This is a genomic window from Dactylosporangium sp. McL0621 (assembly GCF_049995355.1).
Lineage (GTDB): Bacteria > Actinomycetota > Actinomycetes > Mycobacteriales > Micromonosporaceae > Dactylosporangium.
In genome coordinates this window covers 620066-635948 of record NZ_CP188259.1, presented here as the reverse complement: position 1 = coordinate 635948, position 15883 = coordinate 620066, and the positions used below count along the sequence as shown (strand labels likewise).

Here is a 15883-nt window from a genome sequence, read left to right as displayed (position 1 = left end):
GCCGCCGCTCAGCGCGGGGTAGGTCCGTCACGCGCCGTCGCGCCGTTGCGCCGCCGCTCAGCGCGGGTAGATGCGGCTCAGGGCTCCCTTGATCGCGGCCTCGTAGGCGTCGCCCAGGACCGGACGGTTTCGGGCCAGCGCCGCGCGGGCCGCGTTCGCGCCGGGGGCGCCGTGCACGCCGCCGCCCGGGTGGGCGCTGGAGCTGGCCAGGTACAACTTGTCGATCGGCGTGTCGGCCCGGCCCAGCCCGGGCGTCGGCCGCCAGATGAGCTGCTGGTAAGCCCCCGCCGTCCCGCCGTTGATCGCGCCCTCCACCAGCGAGGGGTTCTTGGCCTGCAGCTCCGCGGGGCCGGAGACGTAGCGGGCCAGCACCAGGTCGTCGAAGCCGGGGGCGTGCCGCCGCATGGTGTCGGTGACCCGCTCCACCTGGGCCGACACCTCCTCGGCGCCGCTCCCGTGGGGGATGTGGGTGTACGCCCACAGCGACTCGGTCCCGAGCGGCGAACGGGCCGCGTCGGCCGTGGTCATCTGGCCCACGAGCAGGAACGGGTCCTCGGGCAGCCGGCCCGCCGCGATGTCCGTCGCGTAGCGCACCGGGTCGGCGCCCAGGTGCACCGTGCCGGCCCCGGCGACCTCCGGCGCGATCCACGGCACCCGGCCCGACAGTGCCCAGTCGATCTTCAGCGTGGCGTTGTCCCAGCGGAAGCCGGCCAGGTCCGCGAGCAGCCGCCCGGGCAGATGCTCCGGCTTGATCATCGACTGGTACAGCGGGGGCGCCGGCACGTCCGCGACAACCGCCCGGCGGGCCCGGAAGAGCCGCCCGTCCGCGCAGCGCACGCCCAGCGCCCGGCCGCCGCCCACGATGACCTCCTCGACGGCCGCGTTGCGGTGCACGACGCCGGGGAAGCGGCGCAGGAGGGCCTCGACGATCTGCTGCGCGCCGCCCTCGGGCACCGGGAAGCCGTGCTGCTGCGCCAGCATCGCCAGCAGCCAGCCGAAGCCGCCGCCGGCCGCGTCGTCGGGGGCCAGGTCGGTGTGCAGGGCCAGCCCGGTGAGCAGCATCCGCGCGCCGTCGCCGGCGAACGTCTCCTCCCCCAGCACGCGCGCGGGCACCAGGAACCGGCGGCCGAGCCGCAGCGCGCCCCCGAGGCCGGCGGCGCGGGCGAGGCGGGCCCCGGAGCGGACCGGCGGGAACGGGGTGAGCAGGGCGGGAATGAGGTGCGGGGCGAGACGGCGCCACTCGGAGTACCACTGCCGCCAAGCCCTGCCGTCGCCGGGCGCGAACCGCTCGAGCGACTCGACCGTGAGGTCGAGCTCGCGGCTGATCACCGCGGCGCGCCCGTCGGGGAAGAGGTGGGCCACCACCTCGGGCGCGTGCGTCCAGCGCAGCCCGTGCGACTCCAGGTCGAGCGCGAGCAGCGGCGGGGACGCGGCCGACAGCGGGTAGAACGCGCTGCACAGGTCGCTGAGGAACCCGGGCGCGGTGATCTCGGCCGAGCGCACGGCCCCGCCGACGTGCCCGGTCGCCTCGAGGACGGCGACGTCCCAGCCCGCGTCGGCGAGCATGTTCGCGGCGACCAGGCCGTTGTGCCCGGCGCCGATGACGACCGCGTCGACCGTTTCCGTCATGCTCCCCAGTCTCCTTCTCTCGCCTTCCCGTTTCGTCATACCCGCGACGTAGCATCCCGACCATGGCAGCACCCTCGCGTCGAATCTGGGGTTGGTCACTCGCCCTCACGATCGTCCTCGGCCTGTGGGTGCCCCTCGTCGTCGTGGTGCCCAACGCGGGTCTCTGGCTCGTCGCCGACACGCTCACCATCGAGGGCAAGTCCGCGCCGCGGGTGCTGTGGCTCGTGGTCGCGGTGGCCACCCTGCTGCTCGTCGGGGTGCCGGCGCTGCTGCTGGGGCTGCTGTCGCCGGTGTCGTTCGCGCGGACAGCGGGGCGCCAGTGGGCCCTCGCCGCCGGCTTCGGGTCGCTGCTGGGGCTGGCCCGGCTCGTGCCGCCGACCTACCACGAGCTGTACTTGGCCGCCCTGGCCGCGCTCGCCGCCGCCGCGGCCCTGACACACCGCCTCATCAGCGGGGGGCTGGACCGGCGCGGGGAGCCGGACCGCTGGATGGTCTGGCTGTCGCTCGCCGCCGGCCTGCTGCTCCTGCTGCCCTGGCTGTGGGTGGGCGCCCTCGGCGGCGCGACCGAGACCGTCCTCGCACTGGTCGCCGCGCTCGCCATCGCCTGGCTCGCGACCCGCCCGCTGCTCGCCCTGACGGCGCGCACGGCCACCGGGGGCAACTCGTGGGGCCGCGCCGCGATCGGCGGGCTGCTCGCCGGGGTCGCGCTGGTGCCGCTGGCGGCCGGGGTGGGCGAGCCGGCGGCCCAGCTGCTGGCCCTGCTGTGCGTGCCGCCGGCCGCGTTCGCGCTGGCCGCGCTGCGCCGGGCCGGGGCGCCCTCGGTGATCGCGCTGCTCACCCCGGTGCTGTTCGGCCCCCTCGCGCTCGTCGACGCCGACGAGACCTCGCTCATCCTGGGCCTGCGCGACGGGCTCTTCTGGGGCGCGATCGGCGCGGCGGCGGCGGGTGTACTCGCTCTGCTCACCGCGATCGCGCTGCTGCTCGCGTTCCGGCGGGTGCGCTGGCACCCCTGGCTCGCCGCGGCGCTCGCCGTCGTGGTGGCCGCGGCCGGGGCGACGGTGTACATCGGGCTCGGCCGGCCCGGCCTGACCGGCGAACGGCTCTTCGTGGTCATGCGCGAGCAGGCCGACCTGAGCGGGCTGTCCGCGGTCACCGACCGGGCCGAGCGGGTGCGGCAGACCTACGAGCGCCTGGTGACGACGGCCGAGCGCACCCAGGCCGCGCTGCGGGCCGACCTGCGCTCCAAGCACGTGTCCTACACGCCGTTCTACCTTGTCAACGGCGTCGAGGTGGACGCCGGCCCGATCGCCCGGCAGTGGCTGGCGGGCCGCGCCGACGTCGCCCACGTGCTGCTCAACCCGCAGCTGCGCCCGCTGCCGGCCGCCGCCGAACCGATGCACGGCGCGCAGACCGCCCCGAGCGGGACGCCCTGGAACCTGGCGCTGATCGGGGCGGATCGGGTCTGGCCGAGGTACGGCACCGGCAAGGGCATCGTCGTGGGCAGCTCGGACTCGGGCGTCGACGGCACCCACCCGGCCCTGCACGCCAACTTCCGCGGCGGCCCCGACTCCTGGCTCGACCCCTACGGCGGCGCCACCACCCCGACGGACAACAACGGCCACGGCACCCACACCGTGGCGACCGCGGTCGGCGCGGGCGTCGGCGTGGCCCCCGGCGCCGAGTGGATCGCGTGCGAAAACCTGCCCCGCAACCTGGGCAGCATGGCCAACTACCTGACGTGCCTGCAGTTCATGCTCGCGCCGTACTCGCCGGGCACCGACCCCTGGCACGCCGGCCACCCCGACCGCGCCCCGCAGGTGCTGACGAACTCGTGGGGCTGCCCGACGGTCGAGGGCTGCGACCTGTACTCCATGCGCCCCGCGATCAACGCCTTCACGGCCGCGGGCATCTTCTTCGTGGCCGCCGCGGGCAACACGGGCCCGCGCTGCGGCTCCATCACGGACCCGCCGGCCAACTTCGCCTCGACCCTCACGGTGGGCGCCGTGGACCGCACCGCGCGCGTGGCCGAGTTCTCGAGCCGGGGCCCAACGGCGGACGGCCTGTCGAAGCCCGACGTCATGGCCCCGGGCGTGGACATCCTGTCGGCCTTGCCGGGCGGCGGCTACGACGTACTGAGCGGCACATCGATGGCCACACCACACGTGGCGGGCGTGGTGGCCTTGATGTGGTCGGCGAACCCGGCCCTGGCGGGCAACATAGCCCGAACGCGCGAAATCCTGAAAACAACAGCCAAGCCGGCCACCCCGCGGGGCACGTCGTGCGGCTCGGAGTCGAATACAGTGGGCGCGGGCCTGGTAGACGCATACGCAGCGGTCGAGGCCGCAGTGAAGTACAACGCTGCTTAACCCCCGACTACTGTGCGTATCGATCAATTACATCGGTTTTTGTCGATGCTGTATGGTGCTTTTGGAAAGCGGAGCGCGGCACCCTTCGAACACCCACGGCCTGCCGACGCCATCAACTTCCCCTTCGCCACGCCCACATTTCGGCCACTCCACGCGCTCAGCTCTTTCCGGCCGTTGGCGCACGCACGCCCCCGCCGCACGCACGCGGATAGCTTCTTCGCCCGTTCGGGAACGCACGACTCCTTCGCCCCCGCCGCACGCGCATGACCCCCTCGACCGTTCGGCTTCTTCAACCCCCTCACACGCAGAATGCTCCCTCGGCCATTCGCGTACGGCTCCTTCAAGGCCGTCGCACGTGCGTGGCGCCCTCGGCCGTTCGCGCGCTCTCGGCCCTTCCATCCCTTCGCACGCGGAAGGCTCCTTCGGCCACTCGCGCGCGGTTAGCGGAATCGCCTCTCGTGAACGTAAGCAGCGTTCGACGGCCCGCCGAGCGACACCCGCGGCCCGGAGAAAGCCAGCGGTGCCAGCGCCCGAATCTCCGCGGCGGCCGCACCTTTCGCCGGCCACGCTTCGAAGGCCAGCGCTCGCGGAATCGGTCCGGCCCCGCGTCCCCGGCCACGAGCTTTTGGCGGGACAAGGCGTCCGCGGACCGCGCTTCGCGGGCCGCGGCCGTTCGCAGGCCAAGCCGTTCACCGACGTCTCGAGATTTGCAGGCCCAAGCCCGTTCACCGACGTCGCGAGTTTCGCGGACCCGGCGGCTTTGCAGGCGCAAGCCTTTCACCGAAGTCTTGGGCTTCGCGGGCCCGGGCTTTTTGCACGAGCGCGCCCTTGGCGTTCAGAGCCTCCGTGGCCCCAACGCGTCAACCGGCCGCCTGGCTTGCGGGGATTCCAATCGAGGCAGACGGCGGCTGCGGTGATGGGCACGCCAACCTCAGTAAGTCCGGATTTATCCGGACCTCGGTGGAGTTCGTGGCCAGGGCCAGCGCCGACCCGTGGCGCGCGACCAGGCGACGGACCAGCTCCACCTGCTCGACCACCAGCACCGCGGCCTGGGGCTCGGGGCGGTCGTTCGGCACGTACACGCTCCAGAACTGCGCCCCCACGCCGCCCCGGCGCAGGCGTGGGAGGTCGGTGCTCAGGTCGAGTTCGGCGGCGGCGCGGATGCGCAGGCGCCACGGAAGGTCGTTGTGCCCGTCCATCACGTCCATGGGCCGACCCTAGGCCGCCGAAATGCTCGTTTTGCCGTCAACATACGAACGGTCCTCATATGGTGAGGTTGGGCCGACATGAGGGGGAACCCATGGGCAAGTCCAAGATCGAGCGCGGCATGCACCGCAGCGAAGACGATCTCGGGTACCTGGACCAGGACCTCACCGACGACATGATGTCCGGCGAGAACACGAACGCGAACACGGCGACGATGCGTGCCCGCACGAAGACGCAGCAGGAGCAGACGGCGCTGCAGAAGAAGCGCGGGAACCAGCCGGACATCTAGGCGACGTCGACGCCCGTGGCATGACGGGGGATCACGGGCGACGGCGGCACGTGTGCGGGGCAGGAGCGTGGCGGACCCACGGCCTGCCCCACATGCGCTCACAGCGCCTTGGTGTAGATCCAGAACACGCGCTCCACCCGGGCGCCCACGGCCTTGGAGTAGAACCCGATCGGGCCCGCCCAGCCGATCTGGGCCGCCCGCAGTCCGGCCGCGCGCTGGTCGGCAAGACAACGCCGCAGCAGTACCCGTCCCACGCCCAGCCCTTCCGCCGCCGGCGACGTGCCCATGGGACCGAACCAGCTCGGGCGGTTCGCGCCGTACGCCGCGAAGCCCAGGATCTCGCCGTCGCGCACGGCGACGTAGCAGCCGGCGCCGCCGCGGCCCAGCGACTGTTCGACCTCCCACGCCCAGCCGTCGCCCCAGATCGAGCGCACCCAGCGCGGCGTGTCGGGGCCGGCCGGCAGCACCTTCACGCCCTGCCCCTCGAGGCGCGACTCGTCCAGGGCGGCCTCGGCGCTGTGCAGCGTCAGATCGGCGGTCATGTTCCAGGCGGTGTCGGTCATCTTGTACCCGGCCCGGCGCGCCAGGCACACCGCCGGGGTGTACCGCACGTCGACGCCCGGCCACGCGTAGCACGGCGGGTTGCCGCCCAGGCGCACCCGCGTGGCGCCCAGGGCCGCGAGGCGCTCCTCGGCCGCCCGTAGCAGCGCCGAACCGACGCCGCGCCGGCGCGCCTCCGGCAGCACGGCCAGGAGCTCGACGTGTCCGAGCCCCGGGTCGGCATCACTGATCGAGGCAAACGCGGCGCCGGTACCGTCACCCGCCCCCAACCTCACCACCGCCCTCCCCCGCGGCGGCGCCGCGAGCCGAGCGGCAAGCGCTTCCGCCTCGGCGGCGTCCTCCGGTAAGTCGAGCGCGCGGCCGAGCAGCGCCCCGGCGCCGGCGACGTCGTCGAGATCCCCGATCATTTGGTAAACATACCTAACTGTTTTGCGCCCTGTCCGCCCAGGTCACAAGGATGTGAGCGAAATCCGAGGCGGCCGGGGAACTCGGCGAAAGCGGCATATCCCCTGGCAGGCGAAAAATCCGATAAGTCGCGGCGCGGAGCGCCCGACTTATCGACCAGCGAGGGCCGACCCGACCGCGCAGGAGCAGCTGCAGAGTCCCGGCGTAAGCGGCGAACCCGGCCGGGCGGCACAAGCGAATCACGACAGAAGGGCGAGCGCCCGCCTTGTCGAACAACCGACGCCGACAAACGCGAAACCGGGCGGCACAGCGAGTCGCGGCGGAAGGGGCGGGCGCGAAGTCGCGGAAAACAGCAAAGCGGGCCGGCCCCGAAAGGGCCGACCCGCGATGATTCAGCTGGGTGGACTCAGAAGTCCATGTCCCCGCCGCCCGGGGCGGCCGGGGCCTTCTCCTTCTCCGGCTTGTCCGCCACCACGGCCTCCGTGGTGAGGAACAGGGCCGCGATGGAGGCGGCGTTCTGCAGCGCCGAGCGCGTCACCTTGGCCGGGTCGATGATGCCCTCGGCCAGGAGGTTGACGTACTCGCCGGTCGCGGCGTTGAGGCCGTGGCCGGGCTCCAGGTTGCGCACGCGCTCGACGACGACGCCGCCCTCGAGGCCGGCGTTCACCGCGATCTGACGCAGCGGGGCGTCCAGCGCGACCTTGACGATGTTCGCGCCGGTGGCCTCGTCGCCGACGAGGTCCAGCTTGTCGAACGCGGTCTTGCCGGCCTGCACCAGGGCCACGCCACCGCCGGGCACGATGCCCTCCTCGACGGCCGCCTTCGCGTTGCGCACGGCGTCCTCGATGCGGTGCTTGCGCTCCTTGAGCTCGACCTCGGTGGCCGCGCCGACCTTGATGACCGCAACGCCGCCGGCCAGCTTGGCCAGGCGCTCCTGCAGCTTCTCGCGGTCGTAGTCCGAGTCGCTCTTCTCGATCTCGGCGCGGATCTCGGCGACCCGGCCGTTGATCGCCTCGGCGTCACCGGCACCATCGACGATGGTGGTCTCGTCCCGGCTCACGACGACCTTGCGGGCGCGGCCGAGCAGGCCCAGGTCGGCGTTCTCGATCTTGAGACCGAGGGTCTCGCTGATGACCTGGCCACCGGTGAGGATGGCGATGTCGGCGAGCATCGCCTTGCGGCGGTCACCGAAGCCGGGGGCCTTGACGGCGACCGACTTGAAGGTGCCGCGGATCTTGTTCACCACGAGGGTCGCCAGGGCCTCGGCCTCGACGTCCTCAGCGATGATCGCGAGCGGCTTGCCCGCCTGCATGACCTTCTCCAGCACGGGGAGGAGGTCCTTCACGGCGGAGATCTTCGACTCGACGATGAGGATGTAGGGGTCGTCGAGGACGGCCTCCATCCGGTCGCTGTCGGTGGCGAAGTACGGGGAAATGTATCCCTTGTCGAAGCGCATGCCCTCGGTGAGCTCGAGCTCAAGGCCGAAGGTGTTGCTCTCCTCGACGGTGATGACGCCTTCCTTGCCGACCTTGTCCATCGCCTCGGCGATGATCTCGCCGACGGTGTTGTCACCCGCGGAGATGGAGGCGGTGGAGGCGATCTGCTCCTTGGTCTCCACGTCCTTGGCGAGGTTGGCCAGCTCGTCGGCGACGGCGGCGACAGCCGCCTCGATGCCGCGCTTGAGGGCCATGGGGTTCGCGCCGGCCGCGACGTTGCGCAGGCCCTCGCGGACCAGCGCCTGCGCGAGCACGGTGGCCGTCGTCGTGCCGTCACCGGCAACGTCGTCGGTCTTCTTCGCGACCTCCTTGACCAGCTCGGCGCCGATCTTCTCGTAGGGGTCCTCGAGCTCGATCTCCTTGGCGATGCTCACACCATCGTTGGTGATGGTGGGCGCGCCCCACTTCTTCTCGAGCACGACATTGCGGCCCTTGGGCCCGAGGGTCACCTTGACGGCGTCGGCGAGCTGGTTCATGCCCCGCTCGAGACCGCGGCGGGCCTCTTCGTCGAACGCGATAATCTTGGCCATTCGGCGTTGTCCTCCTGGACACTCACGATTCGCCACGACCCACGCGGGGCCGGCGGCGCACCGCCTGCTTGCGCACCTTCGAGGACCCAGTCGGGATCCCCGGCGGTCGGGCCGGATAGCCCGCGACGACCAGCCTCTCGATGGTTGCCCACCGGAGGACTGCACCGTCCCGACCTTGGCACTCACCGGTTGCGAGTGCCAAGTCCTTGTTTAGCACTCTGGCCCGGCGAGTGCAAGCAATCAGGCAACCCCGGGAGGTGAATCCGGAGGCGACGCCCGCCGTGCGCTGCGCCGCACCTCATCGACCAGTTCGGCGGTGCGTAGCACGGCCGGATCGGGCTCGTGGCGGCCCTCGCGCACCTGCGCCGCAAAGGCCGCGAAGGCCTGCCGGAACTGGTCGTCGGCGGGCAGGCGCTCCTCGTGCTCGCCGAGGGCGTCGGTGATGCGCACCACGGGCTCCAGCGTGGCCGGGGCCGTGAACGCCCGGTCGAGCAGCAGCCGGCCGGTGGAGCCCCAGGCCGAGTACCACGACCCGTAGGCGTGCTCCATGCCGAACCGGACCGTCACCATCACCCCGCCGCCGGAGAGCAGCAGCGCGCTGCCGGCCACGTCGACGCCGGTCCGCGGGTCCTCCCGCAGGGTGGCCCCGACGAGGGTGAGCTCGCCGAAAAGGTCCTGGGCGGCCCGGATCAGGTACACCCCGAGGTCCAGCAGCGCCCCGCCGCCGAGCCGCGGCGAGTAGCGGATGTCGGTCGACGGCAGCGGCGGGATGCAGAACACGGCGTCGAACGAGCGCGGCGACCCGATCCGCCCGCCGGCCAGCAGTTCCCGGACCGCGCGGTGTTGGGCGTGGTACGGGAAGACGAAGTTCTCCCGCAGCACGAGCCCGCGCCGCTCGGCCAGCTCGAGCAGGTCGCGGGTGTCCGCGGCCGCGGCGGTCAGCGGCTTCTCCGCGAGCACGTGCTTGCCGGCCTCCAGCGCGGCCCGCGTCCACTCGTGGTGCAGGCCGGTCGGCAGGGCGAGGTAGATCGCGTCCACGCCCGGATGGGTGAGCAGATCCTCGTAGCCCACCGGTTCGCCGCCGAACTCGGAGGCGTACCGCGCCGCCTTGTCCTTGTCCCGGCTGGCGATCGCCGCCACGACCGTGTCGGGGCCGGCGACCAGGGCCGGCAGCGCCTTGCGTTGAGCGATGCTGCCGCAGCCCAGCACGCCGACCCGCAAGGGGGCGCTCACCAGGCCCCCCGCAGGCCGGTCACGAGCGTGCGGGCCTGCACGTTGACGTAGTGGCTGTGGCGCAGCAGGTCGGCGAGCTGGTCCAGGGTCATCCAGCGGTGGTCCGGGGTCTCCTCGACCTCGATGTCGTCGGCCGGCTCGACCACGACGTAGCGGCTCTCCGCGCGATGGAAGCGGCCGCCCTCCTCCGACAGGACGGTGTCGTACCGGATGCTGTCCGGCGGCGCGCCGAGCACCACGTCGAGGTAGGCCGGGCGCTCCTGCGCGGGGCGGTGCCCGTAGCTGTCCGGGGTGCACTGCACCGTCGGGGCGAGCTCGACCACGTCCAGGTAGCCGGGCTCGACGCGGGCGTTGACCAGCACGTGGAGCACGTCGTCGATCCGGCGCGCCAGGAACGCGGCCAGCCCGTGCCCGTGCGGCTCCAGCAGCGGCTGGCGCCACGCGGCGATCTCGCGGCCGCGGGCCTCGACGTCGACCGCGATGACGCTGAAGTACCGCCCCTCCTCGTGCGAGATCGCGTCGTCGGTGCGGTGCCAGTGCTCGACCTGGTTGAGCGGGACCAGCCGGGTGACGACCTCGTGCCGGCTCTGGCAGTCGGTGATCCAGCTCATGATCTCGCCGGTGGTGTGGCGGGCCCGCTCGCCGGTCAGCGAGTGCACGATGGCCGCGGCCCAGTCGTCGTCGGCGTGCGAGAACACGCCCTCCAGGCCGGGCCCGGAGAAGGGCAGGCAGGACAGTACCGTGCGGGAGTCCATGTTGATCATGTTGTCCACGGCGAGCAGCCGGTGCAGCTGGCCGATCGTGACCCAGCGGAAGTCGTCGCCGAGCGGCACGTCCTCGTCGACCTCGACGATCATGTTGCGGTTGCGCTTGCGGAAGAACCACGAGCCCTGCTCGGACTGCAGCACGTCGGCGACGACCTGCTCCGGGCGGGCCTCGCGGAAGTACTGCAGGTAGGGCACCGCCCGCCCGCCGTGGACCTGCATGTAGTTGCTCCGGGTGGCCTGCACCGTCGGCGAGAGCTGCAGGTCGTTGCAGTTGCCCGGCTCGGTCTTGGCCTGCATGAGGCAGTGCAGCACCCCGTCGAACTCGCGCACCAGGATGCCCAGGATGCCGATCTCGGGCTGGTGGATGATCGGCTGGCTCCACTGCCCGACCGGGCCGTAGTCGCTGCGCACGTGCAGGCCCTCGATGAGGAAGTACTTGCCGCTGGCGTGGCCGAGGTTGCCGGTGACCGGGTCGAAGGACCACTGCCCGAGCTCGGCGAAGGGAATCCGGCGTACCTCCTGGCGCAGGGCGGCCGAGCGGCCGGCCCACCAGGCGTGGAACTCGTCGTTCGGGGTGACGCGGCTGTCCAGGGCGATCGCCGAGCGGGCGATGCGCTCGGCGAGGGAGACCCGCAGGTCCCGGACGCCGGTTGCGGTGTTCATGGTTGGTCTCCGATCCGTTGACTGGTCAGCGCCTCGATGCGGCGCAGGACTTCGGTCGGGTCAGGGGCGGCCGCGGACTCGTCGCGCAGGACCGCGGCGCGGGCGGCGAAGCCGGGGCCGGCGAGCAGGTGCTCCACGGCGTCGCGCAGCTCCTGGTCGCCGGGGTCGGGGCCGCCGAGGTCGAGCCCGGCGCCGGCCTTCGCGAGCTGGACGGCGTTGAGCCGCTGGTCGGGTACACCCGGGCAGATCACCTGCGGCACGCCCAGCACCACCGCGGTCATGAAGGTGCCGCCGCCGCCCGGCGAGACGATCGCCGCGCACCCGGGCAGGAGCTGGGCCAGCGGCGCGTGCTCCAGCAGCACGACATTGTCGGGTACGGCACCGAAGCCGGCCCGGTCCCGCGCGGCCACCGTGACGACCACGTCGACGTCGAGCTTGGCGAGCGCGCCGACCACCCGGGCCGCGTCGCTGCCGCCGCCGCCGTAGCGGCCGAGGACCGAGCCCCACGTCACGCAGACCCGCGGCCGGTCCGCGGCGCGCGGCAGCGGTCCCGGCCAGATGGCGTCGCGGTTGTACGGCACGTGCCGCACCGCCTGCCGCGGGCCGTCCGGCTCCAGCTGCAGGCCGGGCGGGCAGGGGTCGACGGTGAACGCGCCGCGCGGGTCCGGCACCGCGACCCCGGCCTCCGCCGCCAGCGGGGCCAGGGCCTCGGCCTCCCAGCCGCGCAGGGTCTGCGGGAAGTCCACGCCCCACAGGTGGCGCACGTGCGGCAGGCCGAAGCGGGCGGCCACGATCGGGGCCGCGTACGTGGTCGGCTCGTGCACGATGACGTCCGGCCGCCACGCCCCGACCAGCTCGGTCAGGCCCGGCAGCATCGCCCCGGCCATCGCCGTGAAGATCGACAGCGGGTGCCCGGCCGGGCGCCCGGCGGCGCGCGCCCGCGCCGGCCCGCCGGGCATGTTCGGGATGAGGGCCGCGAGGTCCACGTCGGTGCCGATGCGCGCGGCCGGCAGCCCCGCCGCGCAGATCTCGGGCACGATGGCGGGCTGGCCGGCGACCAGGACGTCGTGCCCGGCGAGCCGGGCCGCCCAGGCCAGCGGGATCATCGGGTGCAGGTGGGACGGCCACGCCCAGCTGGTGAAGAGGATGCGCATCAGCGGGCGCCCGACCGGCCGAGGACCCGCCCGGGGTGCACGGGCAGCGCGAGCGGGGCCCGCACGATGGGGCTGTGCTGCCAGCGAACCTCCCGCGGCGGTACCGCCAGCGTCAGCCCCGGGCACCGGGCGGCCAGCGCGGCCAGGCCGGCGCTCGCCTCGACCCGGGCCAGCGGCGCGCCGAGGCAGTAGTGCGGCCCGTGCCCGAAGGCCAGGTGCCGCGCGTCGGAACGGCCCAGCAGCAGCCGGTCGGGCTCGGCGTTGGCGGCCGGGTCCCGGTTGGCGGCGGCGAAGGAGACCATCACCGGGTCGCCCGGGAGCAGCTCCACGCCGGCGATCCGCACCGGCTCGGTGGGGAATATCCAGAACGACGTCTTGACCGATCCGTCGTACCGCAGCAGCTCCTCGACGGCGTCCGCGCAGCGCCCGGGCTCGGCGTGCAGCGCGCGCCAGCGGCCCGGGTCGGCCAGCAGGTGCAGCACGCTGGTGGCCAGGAACCCCAGCGTGGTCTCGTAGCCGCCGATGAGCAGCACGAACAGCATCGAGCGCAGCTCCGGCTCGCTGAGCCGGTCGCCGTCGGCCGCCTCGGCCGCGAGGGTCGAGACGAGCCCCTCCCCCGGCGCCCGGCGGGCCTCGGCGATGAGCCGGTCGAAGTACGCGAACAGGTTGCCGACCGCGGCCTGGCGCCGCCGGGCCGACTCCTCGGGGCCGGCCTGGGTGTCGTCGGCGACGACGGCCCGGATCCAGCCACGGAACTGCCCGCGGTCGCCCTCGGGCACGCCCAGCAGCTCGCAGATCACCATCGCCGGCAGCGGCTCGGCGAACGCGGTCACCAGGTCGGTCTCGTCCCGCCCGGCGAGGGCGTCGACGAGGCCGTGGGCGAGCCGGTCGACGTGGGCCCGCATCGCCCGCACCGGCCCGGGCGCGAAGACGCCGGACACCAGCCGGCGCAGCCGCGCGTGGTCGGCGCCGTCGGTGATGCCGACGTGGGGCGCCATGACGCCCGGGTCCGTGGTCGGGTTGGCCCGGTTGGCGGCGAGCCAGTCGGCGCCGGCGTTGCGCGGGTCGCGGCTCATGCGCGGGTCGGCGAGCAGGGCCCGGGCCTCCGCGTAGCGGGTGACGAACCAGACCCACCGCCCGTCGGCGGTGCGGGCGCGGTGCACCGGCGCGGCTTCGCGCAGCCCGGCGAGGTAGGCGTACGGGTCGGCATCGTGCTCAGCCGCGAACGGATCGGGCAGCAGGTCGACGGCGGTCATGCCGGCACCCCCGCGAAAGCCGCGAACGGATCGGGCAGCAGGTCGACGGCGGTCATGCCGGCACCCCCGCGAAAGCCGCGAACGGGCCGGGCCACAGGTCGAGGGCGGTCATGCCGGCACCCCCGCGAAAGCCAGCGCCTCCAGCGCCGGCACCAGGGCCGGAGGCGCCGGGGCGGCGGCGTTGTCGGCCGCGAGGCGGGCCGCGGCCGGCCGCGCGGCGGGATCGTCGAGCAGCTCCCGCACCACGGCCCGCACCGCGGCCGGCTCGGCCTCGGCGCCGGGCAGGCAGCGCCCCGCGCCGGTCGCGGCCACCCGCTCGCCGTGGTCGAAGTTGTCGTTGACGAACGGCAGCGCCAGCTGCGGCACGCCGTGCGCGGCGCAGGTCATCGTGGTGCCGGCCCCGCCGTGGTGGACCGCCACCGCGGCGCGCGGCAGCACCTGGTCGAGCGAGAGCCAGCCGGCCGCGACGACGTGGGCCGGCAGCGGCCCCAGCTGCTCGCGCACGGCCGGGTCGACGGCGAGGGCGACCGCGAGGCCGAGGCCGCCGAGGTCCGCGACGATCCCGCGCAGCAGCTCCTGCACCGCGGGCGCGCGGCCGAGGAAGGACCCGGCGGTCACCACGGCGAGTGGGCGGCCCGGATCGGGGATGTCCGCGGTGACGTCGGCGGCGCCGTTGTAGGGCACGTAGCGCATCCGGACGCCGGCCGGCTGGTCGGGCAGCTGGAGCTGCGCGGGGCAGACGTCGAGGTACAGCGACTCGCGGGGCCGTCCGGCGAGGCCGAAGCGGGCGTACACCGGCGCCAGCTCCGCGTGCGCGGCCTCGTGCAGTTCGCGGCGGCTGGCGATGCCGTAGGTCTGGATCGCGTACGGCACCCCGTGCGCGGCCGCGGCGATCGGCCCGGCGTACTCCGTCGGCTCAGTCACCAGCAGATCCGGCCGCCAGCGTCCGACCAGCCCGGCGAGGCCGTCGACGGTCCGGGCGGCGAGCCGGCCGAAGCCGCGGCCGGTGCCGGTCAGCAGCTCCAGCCGGTCCGTCGCCGGCTCCGGGCGCATGACGGCCCGCGGGTCGAAGGGGTCGGTCGCGGCCACGACCGGCAGGCCGGCGGTGGCGGCGTAGGCGACGAACGGCTCCGGCGTGGCCACCAGCACGTCGTGGCCGGCCGCGCGCAGCGACCAGCACAGGGAGACGAGGGGCAGGAAGTGTCCGTGCGCCGGACACGTGGTCACGAGCACTCGCATGCGAAAACTCCAATGCGAACCGAGAGTGCGGGCCCGCGGCCCCGTCGGGGGACCGGCCGCGGGCCCGGAGCGGGGCGGGTCAGGCCCGCTCGGCGACCAGCACGTGGAACGGCAGCCCGGGCACCTGCCGCTGGACGATGTTCGTGAAGCCCGCGGCGGTGATCATGTCGTGATGGGCCTGCTGCGAGTGCACCTCGCCGGCGGCCGTCCACGACAGCATGAGGATCGAGAAGAGGTACGGCTCCGGGTCCTCGGCCGGCGAGCCGTCGCGCACGAAGCTCACCACGCCGAGCCGGCCGCCGGGCCGGAGCGCCTCTGCGGCCCGGGTCAGCAGCTGGGTGCAGCGCTCCTCGTCGAAGTGGTGCAGCACGTTGGTGACCAGCACCAGGTCGTGCGGGCCCTGATAGTCCACCTCGAACATGTCGCCGGCGATGAACCCGGCCCGGTCGTGCACCCCGAGCTCGACCGCGTGCTTCTCGGTGATCGGCAGGACGTTGTCCCAGTCCAGGCCGGTCACCCGGGCCTGCTGGAAGCGCCGGGCCAGGGTGAAGCCGTAGAGGCCGTGCCCGCAGGCCACGTCGAGGATCGACAGCGGGTCGCGCCCGGCCGCCCACGGCTCGAGCAGGTCGCCCATGACCGCCGCGGTCGGCAGGGTGACGGCGGAGGCGAACTCCGCGAACGTCTCCCAGTAGGCGAAGCCCGGCGTCTCGGCGTTCTGCTCCTCGACGGTGCCGCCGTTGCGCACGGCATCGGCGAGCCGGCCCAGCGAGTCCCACTCGAAGCGGCTGACCACCACCCGGGTCATGTCGCCGAGGTAACCGGGGGCGGAGCTGACCAGCACGTCGGCCGCGCCCTCGGCCAGGGCGTAGCGCTCCCCGTCCGCGGTGAGCAGCCCGACCGCGGCCAGCGCGTCGAGCAGGATGCGCATGCCGCGCGGGTCGGCCCCGGCCCGCTCGGCCACCGCCGCGGCGGTGCCGGCGCCCTCGTGCACGGCGTCGAAGACCCCGAGCTCGACGGCGGTACGCAGCAGGCTGGTCCTCTTGTAGGCGCGCATCATCTCGTTGACGCTCGCGCGAGTCACGGTCATGG

General features: G+C 73.7%; 12 protein-coding genes. 2 read left to right on the top strand and 10 right to left on the bottom strand.

The window, feature by feature from the left end:
• Positions 1 to 57: 57 nt before the first annotated feature.
• Positions 58 to 1629, bottom strand: a complete 1572-nt coding sequence (locus tag ACPPVO_RS02900; protein WP_426509766.1) for a phytoene desaturase family protein — start codon at positions 1627 to 1629, stop codon at positions 58 to 60.
• Positions 1630 to 1691: 62 nt separating this feature from the next.
• Between ACPPVO_RS02900 and ACPPVO_RS02895 the strand changes: the two genes are divergently transcribed.
• On the top strand, positions 1692 to 3995 hold the full coding sequence (locus tag ACPPVO_RS02895; protein ID WP_426509765.1) for a S8 family serine peptidase: 2304 nt from the start codon (positions 1692 to 1694) through the stop codon (positions 3993 to 3995).
• An 860-nt stretch (positions 3996 to 4855) separates the two neighbouring features.
• Here the strand turns inward: ACPPVO_RS02895 and ACPPVO_RS02890 are convergent.
• A complete protein-coding gene (locus ACPPVO_RS02890; RefSeq protein WP_426509764.1) occupies positions 4856 to 5203 on the bottom strand; it encodes a membrane dipeptidase in 348 nt (115 codons plus the stop codon).
• Positions 5204 to 5295: 92 nt separating this feature from the next.
• On the opposite strand from ACPPVO_RS02890, the gene ACPPVO_RS02885 reads away from it, so the two are divergent.
• The gene (locus ACPPVO_RS02885; RefSeq protein WP_426509763.1) at positions 5296 to 5490 is read left to right on the top strand and encodes a hypothetical protein; all 195 of its coding nucleotides are present in this window, start codon (positions 5296 to 5298) and stop codon (positions 5488 to 5490) included.
• Positions 5491 to 5588: 98 nt separating this feature from the next.
• Here ACPPVO_RS02885 and ACPPVO_RS02880 read toward each other — a convergent pair whose 3' ends face one another.
• The 8 genes from ACPPVO_RS02880 to ACPPVO_RS02845 all read right to left on the bottom strand — a co-directional run bounded on the left by ACPPVO_RS02880 (position 5589) and on the right by ACPPVO_RS02845 (position 15881).
• Entirely contained in the window at positions 5589 to 6458 is an 870-nt protein-coding gene (locus ACPPVO_RS02880) for a GNAT family N-acetyltransferase (RefSeq protein WP_426509762.1), read from the bottom strand.
• A gap of 404 nt (positions 6459 to 6862) precedes the next feature.
• Complete coding sequence (gene groL, locus ACPPVO_RS02875; protein ID WP_426509761.1) at positions 6863 to 8482, bottom strand: chaperonin GroEL; 1620 nt, start codon at positions 8480 to 8482, stop codon at positions 6863 to 6865.
• A 240-nt stretch (positions 8483 to 8722) separates the two neighbouring features.
• Positions 8723 to 9715: a Gfo/Idh/MocA family protein gene (locus tag ACPPVO_RS02870; protein ID WP_426509760.1), complete on the bottom strand. Its 993-nt coding sequence runs from the start codon at positions 9713 to 9715 to the stop codon at positions 8723 to 8725.
• Complete coding sequence (locus ACPPVO_RS02865) at positions 9712 to 11145, bottom strand: NDP-hexose 2,3-dehydratase family protein (RefSeq protein WP_426509759.1); 1434 nt, start codon at positions 11143 to 11145, stop codon at positions 9712 to 9714. Before ACPPVO_RS02865 ends, ACPPVO_RS02870 begins: the two co-directional genes overlap by 4 nt.
• On the bottom strand, positions 11142 to 12299 hold the full coding sequence (locus ACPPVO_RS02860) for a nucleotide disphospho-sugar-binding domain-containing protein (protein WP_426509758.1): 1158 nt from the start codon (positions 12297 to 12299) through the stop codon (positions 11142 to 11144). The genes ACPPVO_RS02865 and ACPPVO_RS02860 overlap by 4 nt, the downstream gene beginning before the upstream one ends.
• Positions 12299 to 13555: a cytochrome P450 family protein gene (locus tag ACPPVO_RS02855; protein ID WP_426509757.1), complete on the bottom strand. Its 1257-nt coding sequence runs from the start codon at positions 13553 to 13555 to the stop codon at positions 12299 to 12301. Before ACPPVO_RS02855 ends, ACPPVO_RS02860 begins: the two co-directional genes overlap by 1 nt.
• A 108-nt stretch (positions 13556 to 13663) precedes the next feature.
• Positions 13664 to 14794, bottom strand: coding sequence for a nucleotide disphospho-sugar-binding domain-containing protein (locus ACPPVO_RS02850; protein ID WP_426509756.1), 1131 nt, complete (start codon positions 14792 to 14794; stop codon positions 13664 to 13666).
• A 79-nt stretch (positions 14795 to 14873) separates the two neighbouring features.
• The gene (locus ACPPVO_RS02845) at positions 14874 to 15881 is read right to left on the bottom strand and encodes a methyltransferase (protein WP_426509755.1); all 1008 of its coding nucleotides are present in this window, start codon (positions 15879 to 15881) and stop codon (positions 14874 to 14876) included.
• Between the last annotated feature and the right edge of the window lie 2 nt (positions 15882 to 15883).